Source organism: Caulobacter sp. DMC95, from assembly GCF_056313785.1.
Genome location: NZ_JBQUZP010000001.1, coordinates 529,713 through 551,402, shown reverse-complemented (window position 1 = coordinate 551,402; position 21,690 = coordinate 529,713). Strand labels below are relative to the sequence as shown.

Sequence of the window (21,690 nt, the reverse complement as noted above, 5' to 3'; positions counted from 1 at the left end):
CTAACGCTGGCCTTTTGCCCGCCAGGGCATGCGGATCTGCGCGCCAGCCGAGCGCTGTAATCGGCCGTTCATCTGGCCGACAGGGCGGGTTCACCCGCCGTATCTAGCTCTGTCGTCGCGGGCGAAGGCTCGCGCCACAGGGCAGGAGACAATGCTTAAGAATATTCCAGTCGTCGCCGCGGCGACCGTCTTTTTGGGTTTAGCCGGCATAGCCGGAAACGCCCAGGCTGCCGAGGCAGGCAAGTTCCAGCTAAAGCTGCTGGCGACGAACGTAGCGGTTGATGGCGCCATCACGAAGGTCAAGGTCGACCAGCTTCGTCTGCCAGCCGGCTCCGATACCCGGGCCAAGGACGCCTGGGTCCCGACTGTCGCTGCCGAGTACTTCGTCGCGCCTCGCGTCTCTGTCGAGACGATCTGCTGCGTCACCCAGCATGACGTTCGCGGCTCGGGCACGCTGAAGGGCGCGGCCCTAGTCGAGAACGCCGAGGTCATCCCCGCGACGGTGACCGTGAAGTACCATTTCCCGATGGAGGGTGGGATCAAACCTTATGTGGGCGCGGGTCCTGCCTACTTCATCGTGTTTGGCGAGGGCGTCGGCGCCAGCGCCCGCGCGCTCGGCGCGACGAAGGTCGGCCTCTCAAGCGAGTTCGGCGCGGCGCTGCAGATGGGCGTCGACGTCCCGCTCCGCGACAAAGCCATGGGTCTCAGCCTCGATGTGAAGCGCTACTTCGTGGACACCACGGCGCGATTCCACGCCGGCAGCCAGCTAGTGCTCGAGACGGAGCACAAGCTGAACCCCTGGGTGGCGAGCGCGGGTGTGACATGGCGCTTCTAAGTGCTCGCCGGGGCGGTCGCGCCCTGACGGCCTTGACGCTGGCGGGCCTCGTGCTCGCCGGCGCCGGAGCGGCCCACGCCACCGACGAGGATGCGCAGGCCTGGACGGTCGTCAACGCCACGGGAGCGCTGAACGACAAGGTCGTGCTAGCCGTCGACGGCCAGGCCCGCTTCAGCGACGACGCCAGCCGCCTCGGCCAGCTGATCGTCCGCCCATCCGTGGGCTGGCGGCTGGACGCCACGACGACCGCCTCGCTGGGCTACGCCTACAACCGCTCGACGCCTAGGAACCGCGCGACCATCCACGAGCACCGAGGCTGGCAGCAGATGACCTATCGCCTGGCGGGGGACGGCAAGGGCGTGACGCTGACGGGACGGACCCGTCTGGAGCAGCGCTGGGTCGAGGGGCGTGACGGGACAGGCTGGCGCGTGCGCCAACAGGTCCGGATAACCGCGCCTCTCAAGGATAGGGTGCGCGGCGTGGTCTGGACCGAGCCCTTCGTCGGCTTCAACCAGACCTCCTGGGGGCAGCGCGACGGACTGCACCAGTGGCGCAGCTTCGCCGGGGTGTCCGCGCCGATCTCCAAGACGGTGACGCTAGAGCCCGGCTACCTGCACCAGCGCGCCTTTCGGACCGGACCCGACGCGGTGATCCACGCCGCGGCCGTCTGGATCAATCTTCAATTCTGAGCAGTAAGGAGCAACATCATGAAAAGGTTGGCTATCCCCATGGGCGCGACCGCGCTCGCCTTGCTCGTCGCCGCGGGCGCCGCCCAGGCCTCCGTCGGCCACAAGCCGCTGCCAGCGTCGCTGGTCAAGATGACGCCGGGTAAGATCGCCGAGCGCATCGAGGTGCGCGACGATCCGCTGGAGGACCACGTGCTGTTCAGCACCAAGCCCGTCTTCCGCAAGGGTGGCTATGTCGACGGCGTGGCAGTGCACGACGGGCACCTTAAGGCCAGCAAGGCGCGCGACGGGGCCGGCGTGTCCTGGCGCATCACCTACGACCTGACCTATTTCGGCGCCCGGCGCGACGTGACCCAGGTCCACCTCCGCTCGGCCGACGGCCTGATGAAGATCGCGCCCAGCGCCGTGCGTCGCTGGAGCGAGGAGTGCGGCGAAGGCACGGTCACCTGCGGCCAGCACATGACCGTCGAGTTCGAGGCGCCCGAGAAGGTCATCCGCGACATCGCCGCCGCCTACAAGCCGGGCGACGCCACGCCCTGGCGCGTGCGCTTCAAGGACGACCATGGCGAGGGTCTGACCGTGGGCCTGGCGCCGGCCGAGGTGGCCGCGCTGGTCAACACGGTCGACAGCTGGAAGCGGTAGTCTCAGTTCCCGTCTCGAGGGGATTGCCGCCGACGGAGAGCCGCGTCCCGGAAGGGGCGCGGCTTATTCGTTGCGCCGCGCCGGAGGGCGGAGCCTGTAATCCGCCGTTCATCTTCGCGACAGTTCAGGTTCACCCGGGGTCCTTAGACCTGTTTCCACGGCGCTCGACGCCAGACAGATCAGGAGAACACCATGACCCCCCGCTCCCTCATCGCCGCCGGCGCGCTCTTGGCGGCGGTCGCAACCGCGCCGGCCGCCTGGGCGAATTCCACCTATACCGGCGCCCTGACCGAGTCCGAGGTCCTGGCGGCCCAGAAGGCCTGGGGCGAGGCCCTGGTGTCGATCGCTCGCGAACATGAGACCGGCGGTCACGCCAAGGCCAAGGCTCTGGCCAGCACGGTGCTCGACAAGGCCTACGGCTACAACCTGGGTCCGGTGCTGTTCAAGCCGACCCTGACCTCGGCGCCGCAGACCTTCCGCACCACCAAGGACGGCGCCTTGGCCTACTTCGTCGGCGGCGACCCGGCCTATCCGAACGACAAGGGCTTCGCCCTGCAAGGCTGGCGTTCGGTCGAGATCAAGAACGCCGCCGTCCAGATCCACGGCGACACCGCCAGCACGACCGGCAACGTCATCATGACCGACAAGAACGGCAAGGTGACCGTCGTCGACAAGAGCTGGACGTTCAAGAAGACCGACGACGGCGCGATCCGCATCGTCGCCCATCACTCCTCGCTGCCCTACGGCGCGGCCAAGTAAAGCGTACCCCCCACACCCCGCATTTTGTTTAACCCCTTCAACTTGCGCCCCACCGGGATCCCCCGCCCGGCGGGGCGTTTTCTTGGAGCGAGGTCTTCGCGAGGCGGATCGGCTCAGGCCTCGATCGGCGCCTTTTGCGGGACGGGCTCAAGGCGATAGCCCAGGCCGCGCACGGTGGTGATGAAGGACGGCGCGCCCAGCGGGTCGACCTTGGCGCGCAGCCGCCGCACATAGACGTCCACGACATTGGTTAGCGGGTCCTCGTCAACGCCCCAGACGTTGGAGAGGATGCGCTCGCGGCTCAGCACCCGGCCGGGCGACGAAAGGAACAGCTCCAGCAGGGCCAGCTCCCTCGCCGTCAGCACGATCTCCTCGCCGTCGCGAGTGACGCGCATCGTCGAGCGGTCCAGCTCGACGCCGCCGGCCTGGAGCTTGCGGTTGGTCGGCGCCTTCTGGTCGCGCGGACGGCGCAGCAGGGCCTCGATGCGGGCCAGCAGTTCCTCGAACGAGAACGGCTTGACCAGATAGTCGTCGGCGCCCGTCCGCAGGCCGGTGACCCGATCCTCCACAGCGCCCAGGGCCGTCAGCATCAGGATCGGCGTCATGATCCCCGAGGCGCGCAGGGTCTGGCAGACCTCCATGCCGGTCATCTTTGGCAGCATCAGGTCCAGCAGGATCACGCCGCTCTGGTCCAGCTCCTTAAGCATGGCGTCCAGTTCGCGCGCGGCCTCCAGGCCGCCGGCACCGTCGCGCACCACCCGGACCTTGTAGCCCTCGGCCTTTAGGCCGCGTTCGAGGAAGTCGGCGACGCGGGCGTCGTCCTCCACCACCAGGATGTGCATCAGGCGTCTCCTTCGACGAGGGCGGGGTTCATGCGCGGCAGGGTGAGGACGGCGCGGACGCCCTGGCCGTCCCGGCTCTCCAGCCGGAGGGCGCCGCCCTGGCGTTCGGTAAGCGTTTTGGCGATCGGCAGACCCAACCCTGTGCCGTCAGCGCGGTGGGCGCGGGCGGCCGAGGATCGGAAGCCGCGTTCGAAGACCCGCGCCATGTCGGACTCGGCGATGCCGATCCCCTGGTCCTGGATCTCCAGGCGCCAGGCCTCGGGCGCCGCCGGATCGGGACCGGCGCGGACGGCGATGACGCCGTCGGGGTGCGAGTAGCGAATTGCGTTGTCCAACAGCAGGGCCATCACCTGCTGAAGCCGCTGACCATCAGCCTCCACACACGCGGGAGTTTTGTCGACCTCGACCCTGAGCTCCAGGCCTTTACTGTGGGCCACTGGGGATAGGGTGGCGATGGCCTCATCGAGGGCTTGGCGGGGGTCGACCTGGGTCAGATTAAGTTGCAGCACCTCAGCGTCGCTGCGGGCCATCATCAAGAGATCCTCGATCAGCGCGCCCATCTGGCCCGAGGCCTGGGTGATGCGCTGGAGGGCCTCGCGATAGTCCTCGATCGACTTGCTGCCGCGCAGGGCCACCTCGGCCTCGCCGCGGATGGCGGTCATCGGCGTGCGCAGTTCATGACTGATGTCGCCCAGCAGCTGGCGACGCCGCGCCTCGACCTGCCGCAGTTCGCCCAGGGCCGCCTCGAGCTCCCGGGTGCGGGTTGCGACCTGCACCTCCAGGCCCGCGCGCAGTTCGGCTTCCTGCTCGCGGCGGGCAGACAGTTCCTCGGCCATGTGGTTGATGCTGGCCCCCAGGCGCGAGAACTCGCCAAAGCCGTCCTCGGGCATCCGGTGATCCAGCTGGCCCTGCTCAAAAGCCTTCGCGCCGTCAGACATGGCCGCCAGCGGGCGCCTCAACGCTCGGATAAAGTAGATCGCGAGGATGACGCCGGTCAGGCTGAGCGTTCCCGCCGCCGTCCAGCACAGCACCTTGACCCGTTCCAGATAGACGTCCGCCGTCTGGCGGGTGCGCTTGAGTATCTCCGCCTCGGTCTGGATGCGCCCGTTGAGCATCTCGCGCAGGTCGCGGCCGGCGCCCTTGTCGAATACCGCCTCAATGGCCGACCAGGCGGTCAAGGCGTCCTGGGTCGGGCCCCGGCGGTTGATCTCGGCGATCGGCTGGCGCAGCGCCACGACGCTTTGCGACAGCAGCTTCAGCGCATCGTCCCGCTGGGCGCTCTCGTCGGACTGGATGCCCATGTTCCGGTCCATCTCCTCGGCGCGCGCGCTGAGCTCCTGCAGTCGGGTGATCGTGGCGGCCATGCGCAGGCGTAGCATTTCACCGTCGCCGGGGGCGTGGGGGGCGCCCATCAGCGCGCGAAGCGACCACGCCCGCAGCCGCTGCTTTGTCGCCGAGAGCTCCCAGAAACCGCTCTGCAGGTCGCCGGCGACCCTGCCCCGGATGACTTGGTGCTCCGCGCGCGTTGCGATCCAGGCGGCTAGGCCTCCTTGCGCCAGCGCCAGCGACGCCATCAGCGCGAAGGCCACGGTGAGGCGGGTCGAAAACAGCGGCTTCACAAAGATCTCCGCAGCTAGGGGCGCTATAGAGATAGGCCGAAGCTTCGCTATCGCCAGCTCCTGGCCATCGTCAGGCTCCGTCTGCGGTCGGCTTTGGCGTCGCCCGGCGTCATGTCCCCAGCGTGGCTTGAAGAGCCGCGGAGACAATCCGCCGTTTCGTCGTTTTTCCTAACCCCGACTGGAAAGGGAACCTCATCACCCGCGCGCCTCGCGAAAGCAATCAGCGACTAGCTATGCCTTAGACTCGGCGGCCTTTAACAGACTAGTGGACTAATTGGGCGGGGCTTAATCTTCTTCCCGCTGGGCGCGTTGGCCGGCATGGCCGTCGCTCCGTTACTGGCCTCTAACGCCGCCGCGAAGACCGGCGGGCCTCTACCTCCAATCACGATCCATCATCTCGAAGGTCGTCGGTCTGAACGGATCGTATGGCTAATGGAGGAATTGGGCTTTCCTTACGACCTGAAGTTCAAGCGCGGCGATCTGGCCGGCTCGATGGCCCTGATCCGTGAACTTAGTCCAGTGGTCCCGATGGCCCCGACCGTAAAGTACGGCGATCAGATTCTGGTCGAATCCGGCGCAATTATCGAGCTGATCCTCAATCGTCACGCTCCTGGCCGCCTTCAATCCGCGCTGGACAGCCGCGACCATCCTGACCATCTGATGTGGATGCACTACGCTGAAGGCAGCCTCGCCGCACGTCTGTTCTCAGACTACCGCGCCTGGACCGCCCAGCCGCCCAAGCAGCGCTCGCGCCTAGTCGACTCGGAGGCGGTGGTGCAGTTCGCGGAGAACTTCCTAGCTCAGCATTCGTGGTTTGGCGGAGCATCCTTCTCAAGCGCCGACATCATGATGATGTTCCCGCTCAACGCCGCCACGGCGTTGAGCCTCGTAGAGCAATCGCAGTTTCCTAGGGTGGCCGACTGGAAAGCCAGGATCGAGGCCCGTGCGGCCTATCGGCGCATGCTGGCCAAGGCTCGTCCGGACGGCATGATTGGAGGCCTGCCACGGTTGCCGCAACATGCGCCGGCAGGGCCTAGGGACGCGCCGCGAGCGCCTGGATAGGCCAGGCGATCGCTGGGCGTCCGACTTATGCGGCGAGAGCCAATTGAGGCGCTTCGCCATACATAGCCCAACAAGCTGGATAGGTATTTCGCGGGACGACGCTTGTAACGCGCCTGGCGGGGACGCCGGGCACTGCCGCAGTCTCAAGAGGTCGCCGAAGGTCACTGTAGCGTCAAGCTTGCGGGCGGCGGGTAAGATCCCAGTGGCGGCCACGCTCGATTTGCCGCATCCATAAGTCGGCGTACTTGCGCACGTCGAGTGTCTCGCTCAGATAACCGCCCTTGTTTCAACCGCGCACACACCAATTGCCTGATATTTTTGTTTTATAGTGACGGCTATCACGCCAGAAAATCGGTGTGGAGGCGCATGGCTTGGAGAAAATCCGCGAAGTCTAGAGTAGATGTTTGCGCCTCGATTTTGGTATAAATAATTGTATTTTAAGGATAAAGATCTGACATACCAAGCCCATCGATTTTCTGTCGCGCCTATGATGGACTGGACAGATCGGCACTGCCGGTCTCTGCATCGCGTGCTGTCATCGCAGGCGCTCCTCTACACCGAGATGGTCACCAGCGGCGCCGTGGTGCACGGGGATCGCGACAAGCTGCTGGGCTATGATCCCGGCCAGCATCCGGTCGCGTTGCAGTTGGGTGGGTCCGACCCGGTCGAGTTGGCGCAGGCGGCGCGGATCGCCGAGGATTTCGGATATGACGAGGTCAACCTGAATGTCGGCTGTCCTTCCGATCGCGTGCAAAGCGGCCGGTTCGGCGCCTGTCTGATGCGCGAGCCGGACCTGGTGGCCGAGTGCATGGCGGCGATCAAGGGCGCTGTACAGGTTCCGGCCACGGTGAAGTGCCGGATCGGCGTCGATGACCAAGACCCCGAGGACAGTCTCTTCGCGCTCGTCGATCGCTGCGCGGCGGCCGGGATAGAGACCTTCATCGTGCATGCGCGCAAGGCCTGGCTCCAGGGGCTGTCGCCCAAGGAAAACCGCGACATCCCGCCGCTCGACTACGATCTCGTCTATCGGTTGAAGCGCGAGCGCCCCAACCTGACGATCGCGATCAACGGTGGCGTGTCGAGTATCGACGCCGCGCTGGAGCACCTGGCGAAGGGGGTGGACGGCGTCATGTTGGGGCGCGCGGCCTATCACGAGGCCGGCTTGCTGGGTCAGGTTGACCGCCGCGTGTTCGGGTTCGATGTCGATGACGTCGACAGCTTACAGGCTGTCGAGCGCTACAGGCCCTATCTCGCGCGAGAATTAGCCGCCGGAACGCATCTGGCGGCGATGAGCCGGCACATGCTGGGCCTGTTTCACGGACTGCCTGGCGCACGCGCCTGGCGCCGGATCCTGACGGTCGAGGGCGTCAAGGCGGGCGCTGGTCTGGAGGTGGTGGACCGCGCCCTGGAGGCGGTTCGGGTCGCCTTGGCGTCGCGCGAGGAGCGGTTGGTTCCGGCGGACGAATAGGGTCAGGGGTGCAGGATCAGCGAGGTCTGAGTGGCCTCGAACCGCGACAGGCGGCCCAGATAGCTCATGCCCAGCAGCGAGTTCTCCAGGCCCTTCTCGATGACGAGGGCGTCGACGTCGCGAACACGCGCGCCGGCGATCGAGACGCTGGCCAGTTTCACCGCGGCGGCGCGGGTGCGGCCGTCGGCGGTGATCACATTATAGTCGTAGGTGAGGCGGCTGGTGTCGATGCCCAGCCGCTGAGCATCGGCCATGCTGAGCGAGACGGCGGTCGCGCCTGTATCGACCAGGAACCGAACGGCCTTGCCGTCAACATTGCCTTGGGCCCAGAAATGGCCATCGCTGTCTTTGGACAGTTGAGCTGCGCCGCCTTCGGCCCCGCCCAGGGTCGCCGTCGCAGCTGACGGTGCGCGGAGTTGCGGATGACGCAGGTCATCCAGCGAGACGACGGCCTTAGCGGCGCCGACCGCCGACAGGGCCCCGACAAGGGCGATGACCGCGAACCTCAACATAGAAGACACCCTGCCTTGTAGGCTTTGAGACCGCTTCTGCGATCGTTGCCTGAATGATTAGCGGTGAGGCGTTTTCAATGGATGAATCAGACGATCTAATTTTTCGGTTTGGTTACCGAAGCAATAATGCGCTGCTCATCTACTTCAGTTTTGCTCCCAGGTCTAAGTGAAGGGGGATTGTTTCTCGAATTCCGGCCTCGGTTATTCGAGGGGTGGGTCACCCAGATCCCTGCGTTGACGCCATCAGTGCGACCATGGGGTCAGGGCGATGGGGGAGGGCGGCCATCACGGCCTCGCGTTCGGCGTCGCTGAGGCGCGCCCAGCCGGCAATCTCGGGCAGGGTTCGGCGACAGCCCAGGCAATAGCCGGAAGCGCCGTCGACCGCGCAGACCTTTACGCAGGGCGTGACAATGGGGCGTGGGGGCTGGGCGCTCGTCGTCATGCTTGTCAGCATTCCTGTTCGCCGCCGTGGGCGCAAGGGTTTGCGGGGAGGGGGCTTGCTTTGGCCGAGGACCGGTTTAAGTCCGCTCCATGACCGACCAGACCGCTTCTCCCTTCTCTGACATTCGCCAGCTCGCGATCTCGCCGCCCCGGCCGGGACCGTCGCCGGCGCTCGAACAGGGTGGGCGTCTGGCCGAAATTTCGGCTTGGTTGACGGCCTGGTCCGGCAAGACTCCGCCCGCTGTCAATCGGCCGGTCGTCGCGCTTTACGCCGGCGCCCGTCAGGGCGTGGGCCCTCGGGGGTGGGCGCGGGAGCGTCTGGAGGCGATTGCGGCAGGAGGCGCGACCGTTTCCCGTCTCGCTGGCGTTCAAGGCGCAGGTCTGGAAGCCTTCGACCTGGCGATTGACCGGCCTTCGCCGGACATGGTGGCCAAGGCCTCGATGAGCGAGAAAGAGGCGGCCGCCACCATGGCGTTCGGCATGGAGGCGCTGGCGAAACAGCCGGATCTGCTGATCCCCGGCGTCATCGCCGCCGAGCCGGCGCGCACCGCCGCTGCTGTCTGCCTCGCGCTGTTTGGCGGCGAGGCGTCCGCCTGGTCCGACGATCCAGAACCGGTGGCTGCAGCTGTTGCGCGCGCCCGGAGCGAGGGCATGGGCGATGATCCGCTTGAGATCCTTCGCCAGTTGGGCGGTCGCGAGACGGCCGCTGTGGCCGGCGCAATTCTGGCCGCCCGCGTCCAGAAAGTGCCCGTGCTTCTTGACGGTTACGCAGCCTGCGCGGCCGCCGCGATTGTTCAGGCGATCCAGCCCACGGCGATCGACCATTGTCTCGCAGCGCATGTGAGTTCGGCGACGGGGCACGCCAGGTTGCTGGACCGGCTTGGCAAGTCCCCGCTCCTGACCCTCGAAATCGACGATGAGGAGGGTGTTGGCGGCGTCTCGGCGCTGGCGTTGGTGAAGCTGGCTTGCGAGGTCCGGTAGGCCCGTCTGGGGGCGTCTAAGTGAACGCGGATAATATTCACTTCCGTTGACGCTAACGTCATCTTTCCAAACGGACGTTCGAGCCATATCATGACTCCCGAAACGCAATAACGGCCTCCATCCGAGGGGCCGATTGAACGGGAGCTCGCCATGAATCTCGACTTCTCGCCCGAGGACCTCGCCTTCCGCGACGAGGTTCGCGCCTTCATCGCCGAGAACTATCCGGCCGGGCTGCGCGACAAGCAGGAAGAAGGCGAGGAGATGGCCAAGGAGGACTTCCTCTCCTGGCACCGCGTTCTCGCCAAGAAGGGGTGGGTGGCTCCGGCTTGGCCGACCCAATACGGCGGCCCGGGCTGGACCTCGGTGCAACGCTACATCTGGTCGGAAGAGACCGCGCGCGCCGACTGCGTGCCGATCCTGCCGTTCGGCATCAACATGGTCGGTCCGGTGATCTACACCTTCGGCACGCCCGAGCAGAAGGAACGCTTCCTGCCGGCGACGCTGTCGGGCGACATCTGGTGGTCGCAAGGCTACAGCGAGCCGGGCGCAGGCTCCGACCTCGCTAGCCTCAAGACCAAAGCCGAGCGCTTCACGGGCGACGATGGCAAGGAATACTACCTGGTCAACGGCCAGAAGACCTGGACCACCATGGCCCAGCACGGCGACTGGATCTTCTGCCTGGTCCGCACCGATCCGAACGCCAAGATCCAGGAAGGCATCTCGTTCCTGCTGATCGACATGAAGTCGCCGGGCGTGACCGTGCGTCCGATCATCACCCTGGGCGGCGAGCACGAGGTGAACGAGGTCTGGCTCGAGAACGTCAAGGTGCCGGTCGAGAACCGCATCTACGAAGAGAACAAGGGCTGGACCTGCGCCAAGTTCCTGCTGGCCCACGAGCGTAGCGGGATCGCGGGCGTGGCGCGTTCCAAGCGCGGCATCGAGCGCATCCGCCAGATCGCGTCGACCGAACTGAGCGATGACGGCGACGCGCTGATCAAGGATCCGATGTTCAAGCGCAAGGTCGCCGAGCTTGAGATCGACCTGACCGCGCTGGAGTACACCGAGCTGCGCACCCTGGCCGGCGAAGCCGCCGGCAAGGGTCCCGGGCCGGAGTCCAGCGTCCTGAAGATCAAGGGCACCGAAATCCAGCAGCGGATCACCGAACTGGTGCTGGAGGCGGCCGGCCACTATGGCGCGCCGTACTTCCGTGGCTTCCCGAAGGACGGCGACAACGCCCATCCGATCGGCCCCGACTTCGCTCATCGCGCTGCCCCGACCTACTTCAACGTCCGCAAGACGTCGATCTATGGCGGCTCGAACGAGATCCAGCGCAACATCATCGCCAAGATGGTGCTGGGGCTCTAGCGCTCAAAGACAACGATCCGGGCCGCCGAGCGGCCCGGTCTCGCTTCTCATGATTTCAACGACCCGGCGCGAAAACCGGGCGACAGAAGAACGGAAACCCAGGGATGGATTTCAACTTCACCGAAGAGCAGTCGATGGTCCGCGACTCCGTCGCGAGCTTCCTTCAGGACAAGTACGACTTCGACACTCGCCGCAAGATCGTCAGCTCGGACGCCGGTTGGCGCGCCGATTACTGGAAGGCCTTCGCTGAGGAGCTCGGCATTCTGGGCGCCTCGTTCAGCGAGGAACTGGGCGGCCTGGGCGGCGGCGCGATCGACAACATGATCATCATGGAAGAGTTCGGTAAGGCGCTCGTCATCGAGCCGTACCTGGGCACCGTGGTGATCGGCGGCGGCTTCATGAAGCACTCGGGCTACGCCGGCGCGGCGTCGGTCATCGAAGGCATTGTCGGCGGCTCGACCACGATCGCCTTCGCCTACGCCGAACCGCAGGCCCGCTACACCTGGCAAGACCTGAAGACGACGGCCAAGAAGGACGGCTCGGGCTGGGTGCTGAATGGCCACAAGGCCGTCGTGGTCGGCGCGCCGTTCGCCACCCACCTGATCGTCACGGCTCGCACGGGCGGCGCTCAACGCGACGCCGGCGGCGTGGGCGTGTTCATTATCGACAAGAGCCTGCCGGGCGTCGTGACCCGCGACTATCCGACGGTCGACGGCAACCGCGCCTCGGAAGTCTATTTCGAGAACGTCTCGATCCCGGCCGAAGCCCTGATCTCGGAAAGCGGTCTGGCCTTGGTCGAGCAGGTCATGGACGAAGCCACGGCCGCCGTTGGCGCTGAGGCGGTCGGCGTGCTGCGCAAGCTGCATGAAGGCACGCTGGACTACGCCAAGCAGCGCAAGCAGTTCGGCACCTCGATCGCCAACTTCCAGGTGCTGCAGCACCGGATGGTCGACATGTTCATTGAGGTCGAGCAGTCGGTGTCGATGACCTATATGGCCACCATCAAGGTTGGCGAGAGCGCCGCTGAGCGCGCCAAGGCCGTCTCGGCGATGAAGGTCCGGATCGGTCGGGCCTGCAAGTTCGTCGGCCAGAACGCCATCCAGATCCACGGCGGCATGGGCATGACCGACGAGCTGGCGATCGGCCATTACTTCAAGCGCGCGACCATGATCGAAGGCCTGTTCGGCTCGGTCGACCATCACCTGAAGCGCTACGAATCCCTATCGTTCGACGCGGCGGCCTAACGCCGCCTACGGACCAACGGGTTGAAATGAAGAAGCCGCCTGCGTCATCGCGACGCGGGCGGCTTTCCTTTGCGCGGTAGCCATCTGCGCCAGGTCCAGCCCGTTGTCAGCTTCGGTGGTCGGGAAACGCCGGCGGTGCAAAGTCTGCCTCAAAACTGACAGTATGCGGACTAAAATTCGGAAGCTTTTCAGGTGTCTGCCTTTAGCTCATCCGCATACGGATATGCTCTCTATACGGACTAATTATGGTTGCGAGGCCTGGCCATGCGCGCATTCTTGGCGGTGACGCGCTGACGACTAGGAGGGTGAAAACCCCTGTAAGCCGCGCGCGTCTCCTGGTCCTAACGGCAATGTCTGGGAGACGCCGCCATGAACGTATCGAAGATGAACCACGCCATGCTTTCGTTCGCCTTGCTGGGCGGCATGCTTGTGGGCGGCAGGCCCAGTTCGAAGCCGCCGAAGTCTTCCTCGCCAAAGTCTGGGCGAAAGTAGCAGGCGTCATCCAACAAAGAACAAGGCCTCCGCCAGCCAAGGCGGAGGCCCCTGCCTCTTGGTCTGATGAAGAGCCTCAGCCCTTCTTGGCGGCCGTGTTGCACTCGGCCAGCGCTTCGCCCTCGATCGCGGCGCCGCGATAGGTGAACGCCGTCAGTTCGCCGACTTGGGCGGCCAGTTTACGGCAGGCGCGAGCGGCCGGCAGCGAGCGGGCCTTGGTCGTGGTGCAAGTGTCGCCGATGCAGCGCCAAGCCGAGCCATCGTGAATGAACGACTCGGTCGTCGGGGCGATCTTCAGCTTAAGCGAGGCGCTCTCGGTGTCAGCGGCGAAGGCCGGCGTGACGAGCGCGCAGGCCAAAAGGCCCGCGAAAATGGCGGTACGCATTCCTACAGTCTCCTATCCCCGCGCTGGATGGGAGTTCCAGCGCATGAGCGCGCGATCGGGAGCGTCGCGCGCCTGCGGCATAGTTCGTTTTCTTTGAAAACTAAGTCAAGCGCCGAAGCGTGTCTGGCGCGCCCGATTGATAGATTTCGGTGTCCCAAGCCAGAAGGGCGGGCGTGACGTCCTCGGCCCGTTCGACAGAACGCCAAGCGTTCGCGAGATCGGGTGGGGTAAGCCCTTGGTCGATCGTATGCCGGATCAGGGCGAACAGCGGATCCCAGAAGCCGCCGGGGTTATGGAACACAATCGGCTTCTGGTGAAGATCTAAACGGCGCCAAGATAGAAGTTCGATGATCTCTTCCAGAGTGCCGATGCCGCCGGGCAACACGACGAAGGCGTCCGAGCGCTCGAACATCATCATCTTTCGCTCGTGCATGCTGTCGACGATGACCGTCTCCACGTCGTCGAAGGGCTGTTCTCGACCGCGCAGGAAGGTGGGAATGATCCCCAGAACCGCCCCGCCGGCCGCGTGAGCGCCCCGAGCCGCGGCCCCCATCAACCCAACGCCGCCTCCGCCATAGACCAGCTTCAAGCCTGCCTTGGCGAAGCTCTCGCCGACGGCGAAGGCCGCAGTGATGTAAGCCGGGTTGGCGTCGTTCGACGAGCCGCAGTAGACGCAGACGGCGTCCAGGCGCATGGACTCGTGGGACATCGTCGTCCACTCCAAAAAGACAATGGCGCACGGGGATCGCGCGCCACCAGTTCGTTCCTATTTGAGGCCGCATGATCAGGATTCGCTCGCGGGGTTTCAAGCTATCGATCACGGTGCTCGCCGCAGCTACGCTACTCGGCGCCTGTGATCCTGGCGCGTCGAGCGACCCCAAGCGCTCCGAGAAGGCGGATAGCGCCGAGGCGGGCTATCTCCCGCCGCCGGCGCTCCAGAGCGTTCAGCGAACCAGCGGGCGCCTAACCCTGGCGGGCGTGGCGCTTCCCAACGCCGACCTGCGTCTAGGCTCGCCCGACGGTGAGGTCGTCTTGGGCAAGGCGGACGGCGAGGGACGGTGGACCGTTGTCGTGCCGATCCAGGCGGGCGTCCGCCTGTTTGGGCTCTCGATGACGCGTGACGGGCGCACGGTGCAGGCGGAAGGCTATGTGATGGTCTCCGAGGAGGGTCATGTCGCTCTGCTCCGTGCAGGCGCCGGCGCATGGCGGCTGGCGCCATCGTCGACCGCGCCCAGAATTCTGGCGGTCGACATCGATCGCGCCGGTGGCGCGGTCGTCTCGGGTGTCGCTGCGCCAGGGGCGGGTTTGAATGTCCGGGTTGATCGCGTCGTCAGCGGCGGCGGTCGCGCGGATGACGCTGGCCGCTTCTTTGTGGCGCTGAAAGACCCGATGTCTCGGGGCGCTCACGACATCCAGGTCGGCGGCGAGGGCGGTGAAGATCAGGTGACGATCCCGGCCACGCCGCCCTTGGCGCTCACCTCGGGTCCCGTTCGGTCCGAGCGAGTCGCGACGGGTTGGCGCATCGACTGGGTGACGCCGGGCGGCGGCGTTCAGACCACCCTGCTGATCCACGGCGATCGTCGATGAGGGGGCTGGGCGGTCCGCCGTCACCCGGCCGCGAAGCGGTGGCCGGAGCGATCGCCAAGGCTGATCAGCCTGTTCGCTTCTGGAAGGCGATGGGCGATCTCGCTCAGCTGGTGCTGCGATCCAAGGCGCCCGGCCTGCGTTGGCGGGTCGCCGTCGCCTTGCTGCTGACCTTGGTGGGTAAGGTGCTCGGCGTCCTGGCGCCGCTCATGCTGGGCGAGGCGGTGAATCGGTTGTCCGTGGGGCAGGGCGTGGCGGTGACGGTCACCCTGACCTTCGCAAGCCTTGCGGCGGGCTGGGCTCTGGTGCGTTTCATTTCGGCGGCTGCGCCTCAGGCGCGCGACACGATCTTCACGCCCGTGGCCCAGGCGGCGCAGAACCGCGCAGCGGTCGAGACCTTCTCGCACGCTCTGTCGCTGTCGATCGATTTCCATCAGTCCAAGCGCACCGGTTCGCTGTCGCGGGTCATCGATCGCGGCGCGCGGTCGATGGACTTCTTGCTTCGCAGCCTGGTGTTCAACCTGGCGCCGACCGGGATCGAGCTGATCCTGGCCGCCGCCGTCCTGGCCAAGGCCTATGACTGGCGGTTCGCTGCGGTCGCGCTGGTGACGGTCGCCATCTACGGCTACCTGACCTTCGCCATCTCGGACTGGCGGATCGGTCATCGTCGCGCACTGAACGAGGCCGACGCCGAGGCGGCTGGTCGCGCAGTCGACGCGCTCTTGAACTATGAGACGGTCAAGTCATTCGGCGGCGAGGCGCGAGCGGTCGCGGGTTATGAGCGCGCATTGGACGTCTATGGCCGGGCTAACATCAAGGCGGCGCAGTCCCTCAATCTGCTGAACCTTGTCCAATCAGCGGTCATGAGCGTCGGTTTGGGCGTGATGGCGGTGCTGGCCGGATCGGAAGCCGCGCACGGCCGGATGGGCCCCGGGGACGTCACGGCGGCCGTCCTGATCCTGATCAACCTCTATGCCCCGCTGAACATCCTCGGCTTCGCCTACCGCGAGATCCGCCAGTCGCTAATCGACATGGAAGCGATGCTAAGCCTTCGCCGGCAATCGGCCGACGTGGCCGATGCGCCGGACGCCAAGGATCTGCCGCCTTGCGCTGACCAACGCGGCGGAGCGGTAGCGTTCGAAACGGTGTCGTTCCGCCATGGCGCGCGGTCCGAGGGACTCAGCGACGTTTCGCTCACCGTCGCCCCAGGCTCCACCGTTGCGATTGTAGGGCCTTCGGGAGCAGGCAAGACAACGCTGGTGCGCCTGGCGTTGCGGATGATTGATCCTCAAGCCGGACGGGTCACGCTGGACGGCCAAGACCTCAAGGCCCTGACTCAAACGTCGCTGCGCAAGGCCGTTGCGCTGGTGCCGCAAGATGTGGCGCTATTCAACGACACGCTCGCGGCCAATATCGCCTTCGCCAGACCTGAGGTCGGCGAAAGCGAAGTGTGGGCGGCCGCTGAAGCGGCGGAGCTCGGCGACTTCATCCGCAGTCTCCCGGAGGGCATGGCGACCAAGGTCGGTGAGCGGGGTTTGAAGCTGTCGGGCGGTGAGCGCCAGCGCGTCGGGATCGCCCGTGCGCTGCTGGCCGAGCCGCGCGTGCTCATCCTGGACGAGGCGACCAGTGCGCTCGACAGTCGCACAGAAGCGGCCATCCAGGCGACTTTGCGTAAGGCTAGGGCGGGGCGCACGACCCTGGTGGTGGCGCACCGCCTTTCGACGATCGCTGACGCCGATGAAATTGTCGTGCTTCGCCGGGGAAAGGTTGTCGAGCGCGGTCGTCATGAGGCCCTGCTGGCCGCCGGGGGCGAGTACGCCGCGCTATGGCGTCGTCAGACCCGTGAACGCGAACCGGTTTAGGGATTGCCGCCGGCCCAGCGGGACCTATATCGCCATCAACCGACTTCCTGGAGCCCCGCCATGCGCTACCTGCACACGATGATCCGCGTTCGCGATCTGGACGCCTCGCTGCGGTTCTACTGCGAAGGTCTGGGCCTGCAGGAAATGTATCGCATGGAGAACGAGAAAGGCCGATTCACCCTGGTCTTCCTCGCCGCTCCGGAGGACGTCGAACTGGCCAAGGCGCGCAAGGCGCCGCTGGTCGAGCTGACCTACAACTGGGACGACGAGGAGTACGGCGGCGGTCGCAATTTCGGCCACCTGGCCTATCGGGTCGACAATATCTATGAGACCTGCCAGCGCTTGATGGACATGGGCGTTACCATCAATCGTCCCCCCCGCGACGGTCACATGGCCTTTGTGCGCTCGCCCGACAACATCTCCATAGAGCTGCTGCAGGACGGCGATTTGCCCGCAGCCGAGCCCTGGGCGTCGATGCCGAACGTGGGGGTCTGGTAGGTCAGGAGACCTGCGGCCGAGCCAGCTCCTCCAGCCGGCGACGCGGCGCGTCTGCGATCGCCGCCCAGAGAATGCGCGCCAGTTCAAGCCGGTACGCCGTGGCGTAGCCCGTGAGCAGCATGCTGTGAGCGCCATCGAACATGGCGCGCGCGAGATCCTTGCGGGCCAGAATGGTCGCCCGATCGACGGGCGGCTCGCAATCCGCGTTCCCCACCCGGCGATCCATCTCGATCGCAGCTTGAATCGCCAAGTTCACCAGAGCTGGGAGTTGGCTGGCGTCGTCCTTCGGCTCTGCGCGGATCTGCAACTGGCTGCGGCCGGGGTTTTCAATCTCGAAGCTCAGCGCGCCGACGACGCGCTGAAGCGTGGTCGGCCAATGGTCATCGGCAGTCGTCATGAAAAATCGCGCCCCCCCGAGCGTGTGGTTTATATCGGATAGCGATGTTCGCTCTGTGATCAAAGGCGACAGAGCCTTCTCTCCCCGTTTCGGGGGCTCTGGAAAATCAGACGTGGCGTCTCCAAATGCGGGCGGCCTTTCTGCGCTCGCCCCAAGGATTGTCCATGTCCGACTTGTCCGTCTTTCCAATCACCCAGCGCTGGCCCGCCGCGAGGCCTGACCAGATCCAGCTCTATTCGCTGCCGACGCCCAATGGCGTGAAGGTCTCGATCATGCTGGAGGAGACCGGACTGCCCTACGAGCCGCACCTGATCGACATCGGGAAGAACGAGACCTGGGGCGCGGAGTACCTGTCGCTCAATCCCAACGGCAAGATCCCCGCCATCATCGATCCCTCGGGACCCGATGGGAGGCCGATCGCGCTGTTCGAGAGCGGAGCCATCCTGGTCTATCTCGCGGAAAAGACCGGCAAGTTTTTGCCGACAGGGCCGACAGCTCGCTACGAAACCCTGCAATGGGTGTTCTTCCAGATGGCGGCCATCGGCCCGATGTTTGGGCAGCTAGGCTTCTTCCACAAGTTCGCCGGCCGCGAGTACGAGGATAAGCGACCCCTGCAACGCTATGTCGCGGAGTCAAAGAGGTTGCTGGGCGTGCTGGAGGGGAGGCTGGCTGATCGGCGATGGATCATGGGCGATGACTACACGATCGCCGACATCGCGACCCTTGGCTGGGTCCGGAATCTGATCGGCTTCTATGAGGCGGGCGACCTCGTTGACTACGGCGGCCTTGAAAATGTTCCGCGTTGGTTGGAGACGGGGCTCGCCCGTCCGGCCGTCCAACGCGGATTGCAAATTCCAGCGCGCGCTTGAGGCGTTCTCCGTCCTGCGACCCTTTGGCCTCGCCGTTAAGAATTAGGGATACATTAACCATGATGTGGCGATTTTTGGCCTGTCTTCTTTGAAGGCACCCACCATCACTGACTTCCACAGCCCGGCCGCCAAGCCGGGCTGCTTTTTTTGGATTAGGCGCTTGCATCGGCGCCATGAGGCGGCTATCACGCGGCCTCTTCTGAGAGCGACCTGTTCCGCGGTAGCTCAGTGGTAGAGCAGCCGGCTGTTAACCGGCTGGTCGTAGGTTCGAATCCTACCCGCGGAGCCACTCTCTGATTTCCTGAAAACCAGCATATTTCCTGCCAGCGTGTTCGCGTGGTTGGTGCGGAGTTGGCGCGTTTTTCTCGCTTGCATCGACTCGACGAGATGGCTATTTCCCGCCCTCTCTTGAGAGCGACCTGTTCCGCGGTAGCTCAGTGGTAGAGCAGCCGGCTGTTAACCGGCTGGTCGTAGGTTCGAATCCTACCCGCGGAGCCACTCTCCGACCGCCGTGTCGGACAACTCGCTGAACAAGCTCCAACGTCAGCGCATCCGTTATTGTCGCCGCTCACGCTGTTTGCGGCGCCAGCGGCCGTAAGCGCGCTTTAGCTTTTCGTCGATCCACGGCAGGAAATAGATCAGCACTAAGGCGATCACCGCGAGTACGATCACGATCGGCGCACTATGCATGACAGAACCCCAAGTCGTCGTGCTGCGAGCGATTTCCTCCGTCGCCGATCATGTCGGCGACGTACCCTTATGTTGCTTGGCGTAGCGGCGATCAACCAAGCTTCAATGACAACGCTCAATTGAAAGCTCCATCGCTCCTGATTTGCTCTATGGGTGTATCCGCCCATCGCCGTGTGATGATTTTCCAGCCTCGGGGGAGGGGGCTTTACGTCGCTGAGCTCTGGGATCGCATTGCGTTTCAATGAGCGGCGGACCTATAAGCCTGCTCGAAAGTCCAGTCCTTCGAGGGATTCCATGAGCACCGACTTCGCCGCCGCGCGGCTGAACATGGTCGAGAGCCAAATTCGCACCGCTGACGTGACCGACCTGCCACTGCAGGACGCCTTGCGTGTCGTGGCTCGCGAGCGCGTGGTGCCGGCCTCGAAAGCCTACTTGGCCTACGCTGACGCCGATATCGAGTACGCGCCCGGTCGCTGGCTCCTGCGTCCTCGGGAGGTCGGCAAGCTGCTGCAGGCGCTGAAGCCGCGCGAAGGCGAGACCGCCCTGGCCATCGCCGCGCCCTACGCGGCCGCAGTTCTGGAGAAGATGGGTCTCTCGGTCACGCGGCACGACGGCGATGATCTGAAGACGGTTCCCCTCGGCGCCTACGACGTGATCGTCTGCGAAGGCGCCGTCGCTGTGGCGCCCAAGGCTTGGCAAGAGGCCTTAGCCCATGGCGGTCGCTTGGGTGTTGTCGAGCGCACCGGTCCTGTCGGCCGCGCCGCGATTTATCTACGCGCCGAAGACGGCGTGGGCCGTCGCGCCGCGTTTGACGCTGCGCCGCCCGTTCTGGCTGGCTTCGAAGCCGAGACCGGCTTCAGCTTCTGATATCGTGGGCTCAGGCGAGCCGCCGCAACGTTTGCGTGAAAAAAGCTTAACTGGCGACGACTGGCGGAGCGACTTACACGCGATCATATTGTGGCGAGCGCGGGCTTCGCGTGATTGGGGATAGAATGTTGATGTCGTACCGTCGACGGGCCGGGTTGCTGGCCGCCGCTTGCAGCGCTGGCCTCCTGGCCGGGGCCTTTTCCGTCGCGAACGCAGAGACCCTCGCCGATGCGATCGCGCTCGCCTATCAGACCAATCCTACGCTGCAGCAACAACGCGCCAGCGCGCGGGTGACGGATGAAGGCGTCGTCCAGGCTAAGACGGGTTTCCGTCCGACTATCGGTGCGACCGCCGACATCACGGGTTCGGAGACCAACCCCGCCGCTGCAGGCGCAAATGTGAAGGTCTCGGGCAGCAGTGCAGCTCTGTCGATCAGCCAGCCGCTCTACACGGGCGGCCGCGCCTCCGCGAGCGTGAGCGCCGCTGAGGCTGACGTGCTGTCGGCGCGCGAGGGCCTCCGGTCGGTCGAGCAGAGCGTGCTGGTCAGCGTCGTTCAGGCCTATGTCGACGTCCGCCGGGACCAAGAGCGCCTTCGCATCGCCAAGGAAAGCGTCGCGGTTCTGCAGCGGCAGCTCGACGAGTCGAACGCCCGCTTTGATGTGGGCGAGATCACCCGGACCGACGTCGCGCAGTCGCAGGCGCGCCTGGCCTCAGCCAAGGCGGCGCTATCCGCAGCGCAGGCGCAGCTGGAAGTGAGCCGCGCCTCCTACGCCGCCGTCGTGGGGCAGACCCCCGGCGAACTGGCTCCGGAGCCCAGCCTGGCGGGCCTGCTGCCGTCCAGCGTTGATCAGGCCTTCGAGGCCGCCCAGACGACCAATCCGGGGGTGGCGTCCGCGAAGTTCAACGAGGAGGCCGCAGCAGCGCGTGTCGCCGTGGCCAAGGCTGGCTATCGTCCGACGGTTTCCGCGCGCGCTTCGGTTGGTTACGCCGCCGATAAGCGCTCGGGCGTCGGCAGCCAGTTCGACGACTACGATCGTAGCGTCTCAGGCGCGATCACCGCTTCGATTCCGCTGTTCACCGGCGGTCTGACCACCTCGCAGGTTCGCGCCGCCACCGAGCGTGAAAACGCCGCCCGAAGCGCCGTGGAAGGCGCCAAGCGCACGGCGATCCAGCAGGTCTCCAACGCCTGGAGCAACCTCCTGGCCTCGCGCGCGGGTCTTGTCTCGAATGAAGAGCAGGTCCGTGCGACCCGCATCGCCTTCGAAGGCGTGCGCCAAGAGCAGCAGGTTGGCTTGCGCACGACGCTGGACGTACTGAACGCTCAGTTGGAACTGTCCAACGCCGAGCTGGCGCTGGTCTCCGCCCGTCGCGACGAGTATCTGGCCGGCGCCGTCGTCCTTCAGGCCATGGGCCAGCTGGATGTCGCCAAGCTGTCTTCCTCCACTGCGGCCTACGATCCCAAAGCCTCGTACAACCGAGTCACGCATGGCGTGGGCTGGGTGCCGTGGGAGCCTGTTGTGCAAGCGATCGACAGCGTCGGCGCGGCTTCGACCAAGCCCAAGGGCGCGTCGAAGTAGGTTTGATCCGCGT

Annotated in this window: 24 protein-coding genes and 2 tRNA genes; 18 read left to right on the top strand and 8 right to left on the bottom strand. The window is 65.5% G+C overall.

Annotated features, from left to right (window positions below):
* Positions 1-151: 151 nt before the first annotated feature.
* The 4 genes from ACT53N_RS02690 to ACT53N_RS02675 all read left to right on the top strand — a co-directional run bounded on the left by ACT53N_RS02690 (position 152) and on the right by ACT53N_RS02675 (position 2,922).
* The gene (locus ACT53N_RS02690) at positions 152-835 is read left to right on the top strand and encodes an OmpW family outer membrane protein (protein ID WP_476062426.1); all 684 of its coding nucleotides are present in this window, start codon (positions 152-154) and stop codon (positions 833-835) included.
* Entirely contained in the window at positions 799-1,524 is a 726-nt protein-coding gene (locus tag ACT53N_RS02685; RefSeq protein ID WP_476062669.1) for a DUF2490 domain-containing protein, read from the top strand. Before ACT53N_RS02690 ends, ACT53N_RS02685 begins: the two co-directional genes overlap by 37 nt.
* A gap of 18 nt (positions 1,525-1,542) precedes the next feature.
* A complete protein-coding gene (locus ACT53N_RS02680; RefSeq protein WP_476062425.1) occupies positions 1,543-2,163 on the top strand; it encodes a hypothetical protein in 621 nt (206 codons plus the stop codon).
* Positions 2,164-2,355: 192 nt separating this feature from the next.
* Complete coding sequence (locus ACT53N_RS02675; RefSeq protein ID WP_476062424.1) at positions 2,356-2,922, top strand: hypothetical protein; 567 nt, start codon at positions 2,356-2,358, stop codon at positions 2,920-2,922.
* A gap of 113 nt (positions 2,923-3,035) precedes the next feature.
* On the opposite strand, the gene ACT53N_RS02670 is transcribed toward ACT53N_RS02675, so the two are convergent.
* Complete coding sequence (locus ACT53N_RS02670; RefSeq protein WP_476062423.1) at positions 3,036-3,764, bottom strand: response regulator transcription factor; 729 nt, start codon at positions 3,762-3,764, stop codon at positions 3,036-3,038.
* Positions 3,764-5,338, bottom strand: coding sequence for a sensor histidine kinase (locus tag ACT53N_RS02665; protein ID WP_476062668.1), 1,575 nt, complete (start codon positions 5,336-5,338; stop codon positions 3,764-3,766). Before ACT53N_RS02665 ends, ACT53N_RS02670 begins: the two co-directional genes overlap by 1 nt.
* 486 nt (positions 5,339-5,824) lie before the next feature.
* Here ACT53N_RS02665 and ACT53N_RS02660 point away from each other — a divergent pair, with 486 nt between their 5' ends.
* On the top strand, positions 5,825-6,445 hold the full coding sequence (locus tag ACT53N_RS02660; protein ID WP_476062422.1) for a glutathione S-transferase family protein: 621 nt from the start codon (positions 5,825-5,827) through the stop codon (positions 6,443-6,445).
* A 487-nt stretch (positions 6,446-6,932) separates the two neighbouring features.
* Positions 6,933-7,913, top strand: coding sequence for a tRNA dihydrouridine(20/20a) synthase DusA (dusA, locus tag ACT53N_RS02655; RefSeq protein WP_476062421.1), 981 nt, complete (start codon positions 6,933-6,935; stop codon positions 7,911-7,913).
* A 2-nt stretch (positions 7,914-7,915) separates the two neighbouring features.
* Here dusA and ACT53N_RS02650 read toward each other — a convergent pair whose 3' ends face one another.
* Entirely contained in the window at positions 7,916-8,434 is a 519-nt protein-coding gene (locus ACT53N_RS02650; RefSeq protein ID WP_310211888.1) for a TIGR02281 family clan AA aspartic protease, read from the bottom strand.
* A gap of 208 nt (positions 8,435-8,642) precedes the next feature.
* A complete protein-coding gene (locus ACT53N_RS02645) occupies positions 8,643-8,867 on the bottom strand; it encodes a DUF1289 domain-containing protein (protein WP_476062420.1) in 225 nt (74 codons plus the stop codon).
* 89 nt (positions 8,868-8,956) lie between these two features.
* Between ACT53N_RS02645 and ACT53N_RS02640 the strand changes: the two genes are divergently transcribed.
* From ACT53N_RS02640 to ACT53N_RS02625, 4 genes are all read left to right on the top strand, one after another.
* A complete protein-coding gene (locus tag ACT53N_RS02640; RefSeq protein ID WP_476062419.1) occupies positions 8,957-9,847 on the top strand; it encodes a nicotinate-nucleotide--dimethylbenzimidazole phosphoribosyltransferase in 891 nt (296 codons plus the stop codon).
* 150 nt (positions 9,848-9,997) lie between these two features.
* Positions 9,998-11,212, top strand: a complete 1,215-nt coding sequence (locus ACT53N_RS02635; protein WP_476062418.1) for an acyl-CoA dehydrogenase family protein — start codon at positions 9,998-10,000, stop codon at positions 11,210-11,212.
* Positions 11,213-11,316: 104 nt separating this feature from the next.
* Positions 11,317-12,456 carry an acyl-CoA dehydrogenase family protein gene (locus ACT53N_RS02630; RefSeq protein ID WP_476062417.1) on the top strand — a complete coding sequence of 380 codons (1,140 nt, stop codon included), beginning with the start codon at positions 11,317-11,319 and terminating at the stop codon, positions 12,454-12,456.
* A gap of 354 nt (positions 12,457-12,810) precedes the next feature.
* Positions 12,811-12,948 (top strand): hypothetical protein, encoded by a 138-nt coding sequence (locus tag ACT53N_RS02625; protein ID WP_476062667.1) that lies wholly within the window; start codon positions 12,811-12,813, stop codon positions 12,946-12,948.
* Positions 12,949-13,024: 76 nt separating this feature from the next.
* Here ACT53N_RS02625 and ACT53N_RS02620 read toward each other — a convergent pair whose 3' ends face one another.
* Positions 13,025-13,333, bottom strand: a complete 309-nt coding sequence (locus ACT53N_RS02620; RefSeq protein WP_476062416.1) for a DUF8200 family protein — start codon at positions 13,331-13,333, stop codon at positions 13,025-13,027.
* A 100-nt stretch (positions 13,334-13,433) separates the two neighbouring features.
* Positions 13,434-14,042, bottom strand: coding sequence for an LOG family protein (locus ACT53N_RS02615; protein ID WP_476062415.1), 609 nt, complete (start codon positions 14,040-14,042; stop codon positions 13,434-13,436).
* A gap of 71 nt (positions 14,043-14,113) precedes the next feature.
* Between ACT53N_RS02615 and ACT53N_RS02610 the strand changes: the two genes are divergently transcribed.
* The 3 genes from ACT53N_RS02610 to ACT53N_RS02600 are packed head-to-tail and all read left to right on the top strand — an operon-like array spanning position 14,114 to position 17,277.
* On the top strand, positions 14,114-14,920 hold the full coding sequence (locus ACT53N_RS02610) for a hypothetical protein (protein WP_476062414.1): 807 nt from the start codon (positions 14,114-14,116) through the stop codon (positions 14,918-14,920).
* On the top strand, positions 14,848-16,779 hold the full coding sequence (locus ACT53N_RS02605) for an ABCB family ABC transporter ATP-binding protein/permease (RefSeq protein WP_476062413.1): 1,932 nt from the start codon (positions 14,848-14,850) through the stop codon (positions 16,777-16,779). Before ACT53N_RS02610 ends, ACT53N_RS02605 begins: the two co-directional genes overlap by 73 nt.
* A gap of 60 nt (positions 16,780-16,839) precedes the next feature.
* Positions 16,840-17,277, top strand: coding sequence for a VOC family protein (locus ACT53N_RS02600; protein ID WP_476062412.1), 438 nt, complete (start codon positions 16,840-16,842; stop codon positions 17,275-17,277).
* Between the two features lies 1 nt (position 17,278).
* Here ACT53N_RS02600 and ACT53N_RS02595 read toward each other — a convergent pair whose 3' ends face one another.
* Positions 17,279-17,674: a hypothetical protein gene (locus ACT53N_RS02595; protein WP_476062411.1), complete on the bottom strand. Its 396-nt coding sequence runs from the start codon at positions 17,672-17,674 to the stop codon at positions 17,279-17,281.
* Positions 17,675-17,838: 164 nt separating this feature from the next.
* Here ACT53N_RS02595 and ACT53N_RS02590 point away from each other — a divergent pair, with 164 nt between their 5' ends.
* The 3 genes from ACT53N_RS02590 (at position 17,839) to ACT53N_RS02580 (ending at position 19,041) form a co-directional block, all read left to right on the top strand.
* Complete coding sequence (locus tag ACT53N_RS02590; protein WP_476062410.1) at positions 17,839-18,543, top strand: glutathione S-transferase N-terminal domain-containing protein; 705 nt, start codon at positions 17,839-17,841, stop codon at positions 18,541-18,543.
* 214 nt (positions 18,544-18,757) lie between these two features.
* Positions 18,758-18,832, top strand: a tRNA-Asn gene (locus ACT53N_RS02585).
* A gap of 134 nt (positions 18,833-18,966) precedes the next feature.
* Positions 18,967-19,041, top strand: a tRNA-Asn gene (locus ACT53N_RS02580).
* A 57-nt stretch (positions 19,042-19,098) separates the two neighbouring features.
* Here the strand turns inward: ACT53N_RS02580 and ACT53N_RS02575 are convergent.
* On the bottom strand, positions 19,099-19,233 hold the full coding sequence (locus ACT53N_RS02575; RefSeq protein ID WP_476062409.1) for a hypothetical protein: 135 nt from the start codon (positions 19,231-19,233) through the stop codon (positions 19,099-19,101).
* Between the two features lie 294 nt (positions 19,234-19,527).
* On the opposite strand from ACT53N_RS02575, the gene ACT53N_RS02570 reads away from it, so the two are divergent.
* On the top strand, positions 19,528-20,100 hold the full coding sequence (locus ACT53N_RS02570; RefSeq protein ID WP_476062408.1) for a protein-L-isoaspartate O-methyltransferase family protein: 573 nt from the start codon (positions 19,528-19,530) through the stop codon (positions 20,098-20,100).
* Positions 20,101-20,225: 125 nt separating this feature from the next.
* On the top strand, positions 20,226-21,677 hold the full coding sequence (locus ACT53N_RS02565; protein ID WP_476062407.1) for a TolC family outer membrane protein: 1,452 nt from the start codon (positions 20,226-20,228) through the stop codon (positions 21,675-21,677).
* Positions 21,678-21,690: the final 13 nt, after the last annotated feature.

Excerpts from the sequence above, each read along its gene's own strand:
- ACT53N_RS02595 (WP_476062411.1), bottom strand. The coding sequence starts at position 17,674 with ATGACGACTGCCGATGACCATTGGCCGACCACGCTTCAGCGCGTCGTC.
- dusA (WP_476062421.1), top strand. The coding sequence starts at position 6,933 with ATGATGGACTGGACAGATCGGCACTGCCGGTCTCTGCATCGCGTGCTG.
- ACT53N_RS02620 (WP_476062416.1), bottom strand. The coding sequence starts at position 13,333 with ATGCGTACCGCCATTTTCGCGGGCCTTTTGGCCTGCGCGCTCGTCACG.
- ACT53N_RS02670 (WP_476062423.1), bottom strand. The coding sequence starts at position 3,764 with ATGCACATCCTGGTGGTGGAGGACGACGCCCGCGTCGCCGACTTCCTC.
- ACT53N_RS02590 (WP_476062410.1), top strand. The coding sequence starts at position 17,839 with ATGTCCGACTTGTCCGTCTTTCCAATCACCCAGCGCTGGCCCGCCGCG.
- ACT53N_RS02615 (WP_476062415.1), bottom strand. The coding sequence starts at position 14,042 with ATGTCCCACGAGTCCATGCGCCTGGACGCCGTCTGCGTCTACTGCGGC.
- ACT53N_RS02610 (WP_476062414.1), top strand. The coding sequence starts at position 14,114 with ATGATCAGGATTCGCTCGCGGGGTTTCAAGCTATCGATCACGGTGCTC.
- ACT53N_RS02630 (WP_476062417.1), top strand. The coding sequence starts at position 11,317 with ATGGATTTCAACTTCACCGAAGAGCAGTCGATGGTCCGCGACTCCGTC.
- ACT53N_RS02565 (WP_476062407.1), top strand. The coding sequence starts at position 20,226 with ATGTTGATGTCGTACCGTCGACGGGCCGGGTTGCTGGCCGCCGCTTGC.
- ACT53N_RS02600 (WP_476062412.1), top strand. The coding sequence starts at position 16,840 with ATGCGCTACCTGCACACGATGATCCGCGTTCGCGATCTGGACGCCTCG.
- ACT53N_RS02640 (WP_476062419.1), top strand. The coding sequence starts at position 8,957 with ATGACCGACCAGACCGCTTCTCCCTTCTCTGACATTCGCCAGCTCGCG.
- ACT53N_RS02680 (WP_476062425.1), top strand. The coding sequence starts at position 1,543 with ATGAAAAGGTTGGCTATCCCCATGGGCGCGACCGCGCTCGCCTTGCTC.
- ACT53N_RS02570 (WP_476062408.1), top strand. The coding sequence starts at position 19,528 with ATGAGCACCGACTTCGCCGCCGCGCGGCTGAACATGGTCGAGAGCCAA.
- ACT53N_RS02690 (WP_476062426.1), top strand. The coding sequence starts at position 152 with ATGCTTAAGAATATTCCAGTCGTCGCCGCGGCGACCGTCTTTTTGGGT.
- ACT53N_RS02575 (WP_476062409.1), bottom strand. The coding sequence starts at position 19,233 with ATGCATAGTGCGCCGATCGTGATCGTACTCGCGGTGATCGCCTTAGTG.
- ACT53N_RS02645 (WP_476062420.1), bottom strand. The coding sequence starts at position 8,867 with ATGACGACGAGCGCCCAGCCCCCACGCCCCATTGTCACGCCCTGCGTA.
- ACT53N_RS02675 (WP_476062424.1), top strand. The coding sequence starts at position 2,356 with ATGACCCCCCGCTCCCTCATCGCCGCCGGCGCGCTCTTGGCGGCGGTC.
- ACT53N_RS02665 (WP_476062668.1), bottom strand. The coding sequence starts at position 5,338 with ATGGCGTCGCTGGCGCTGGCGCAAGGAGGCCTAGCCGCCTGGATCGCA.
- ACT53N_RS02635 (WP_476062418.1), top strand. The coding sequence starts at position 9,998 with ATGAATCTCGACTTCTCGCCCGAGGACCTCGCCTTCCGCGACGAGGTT.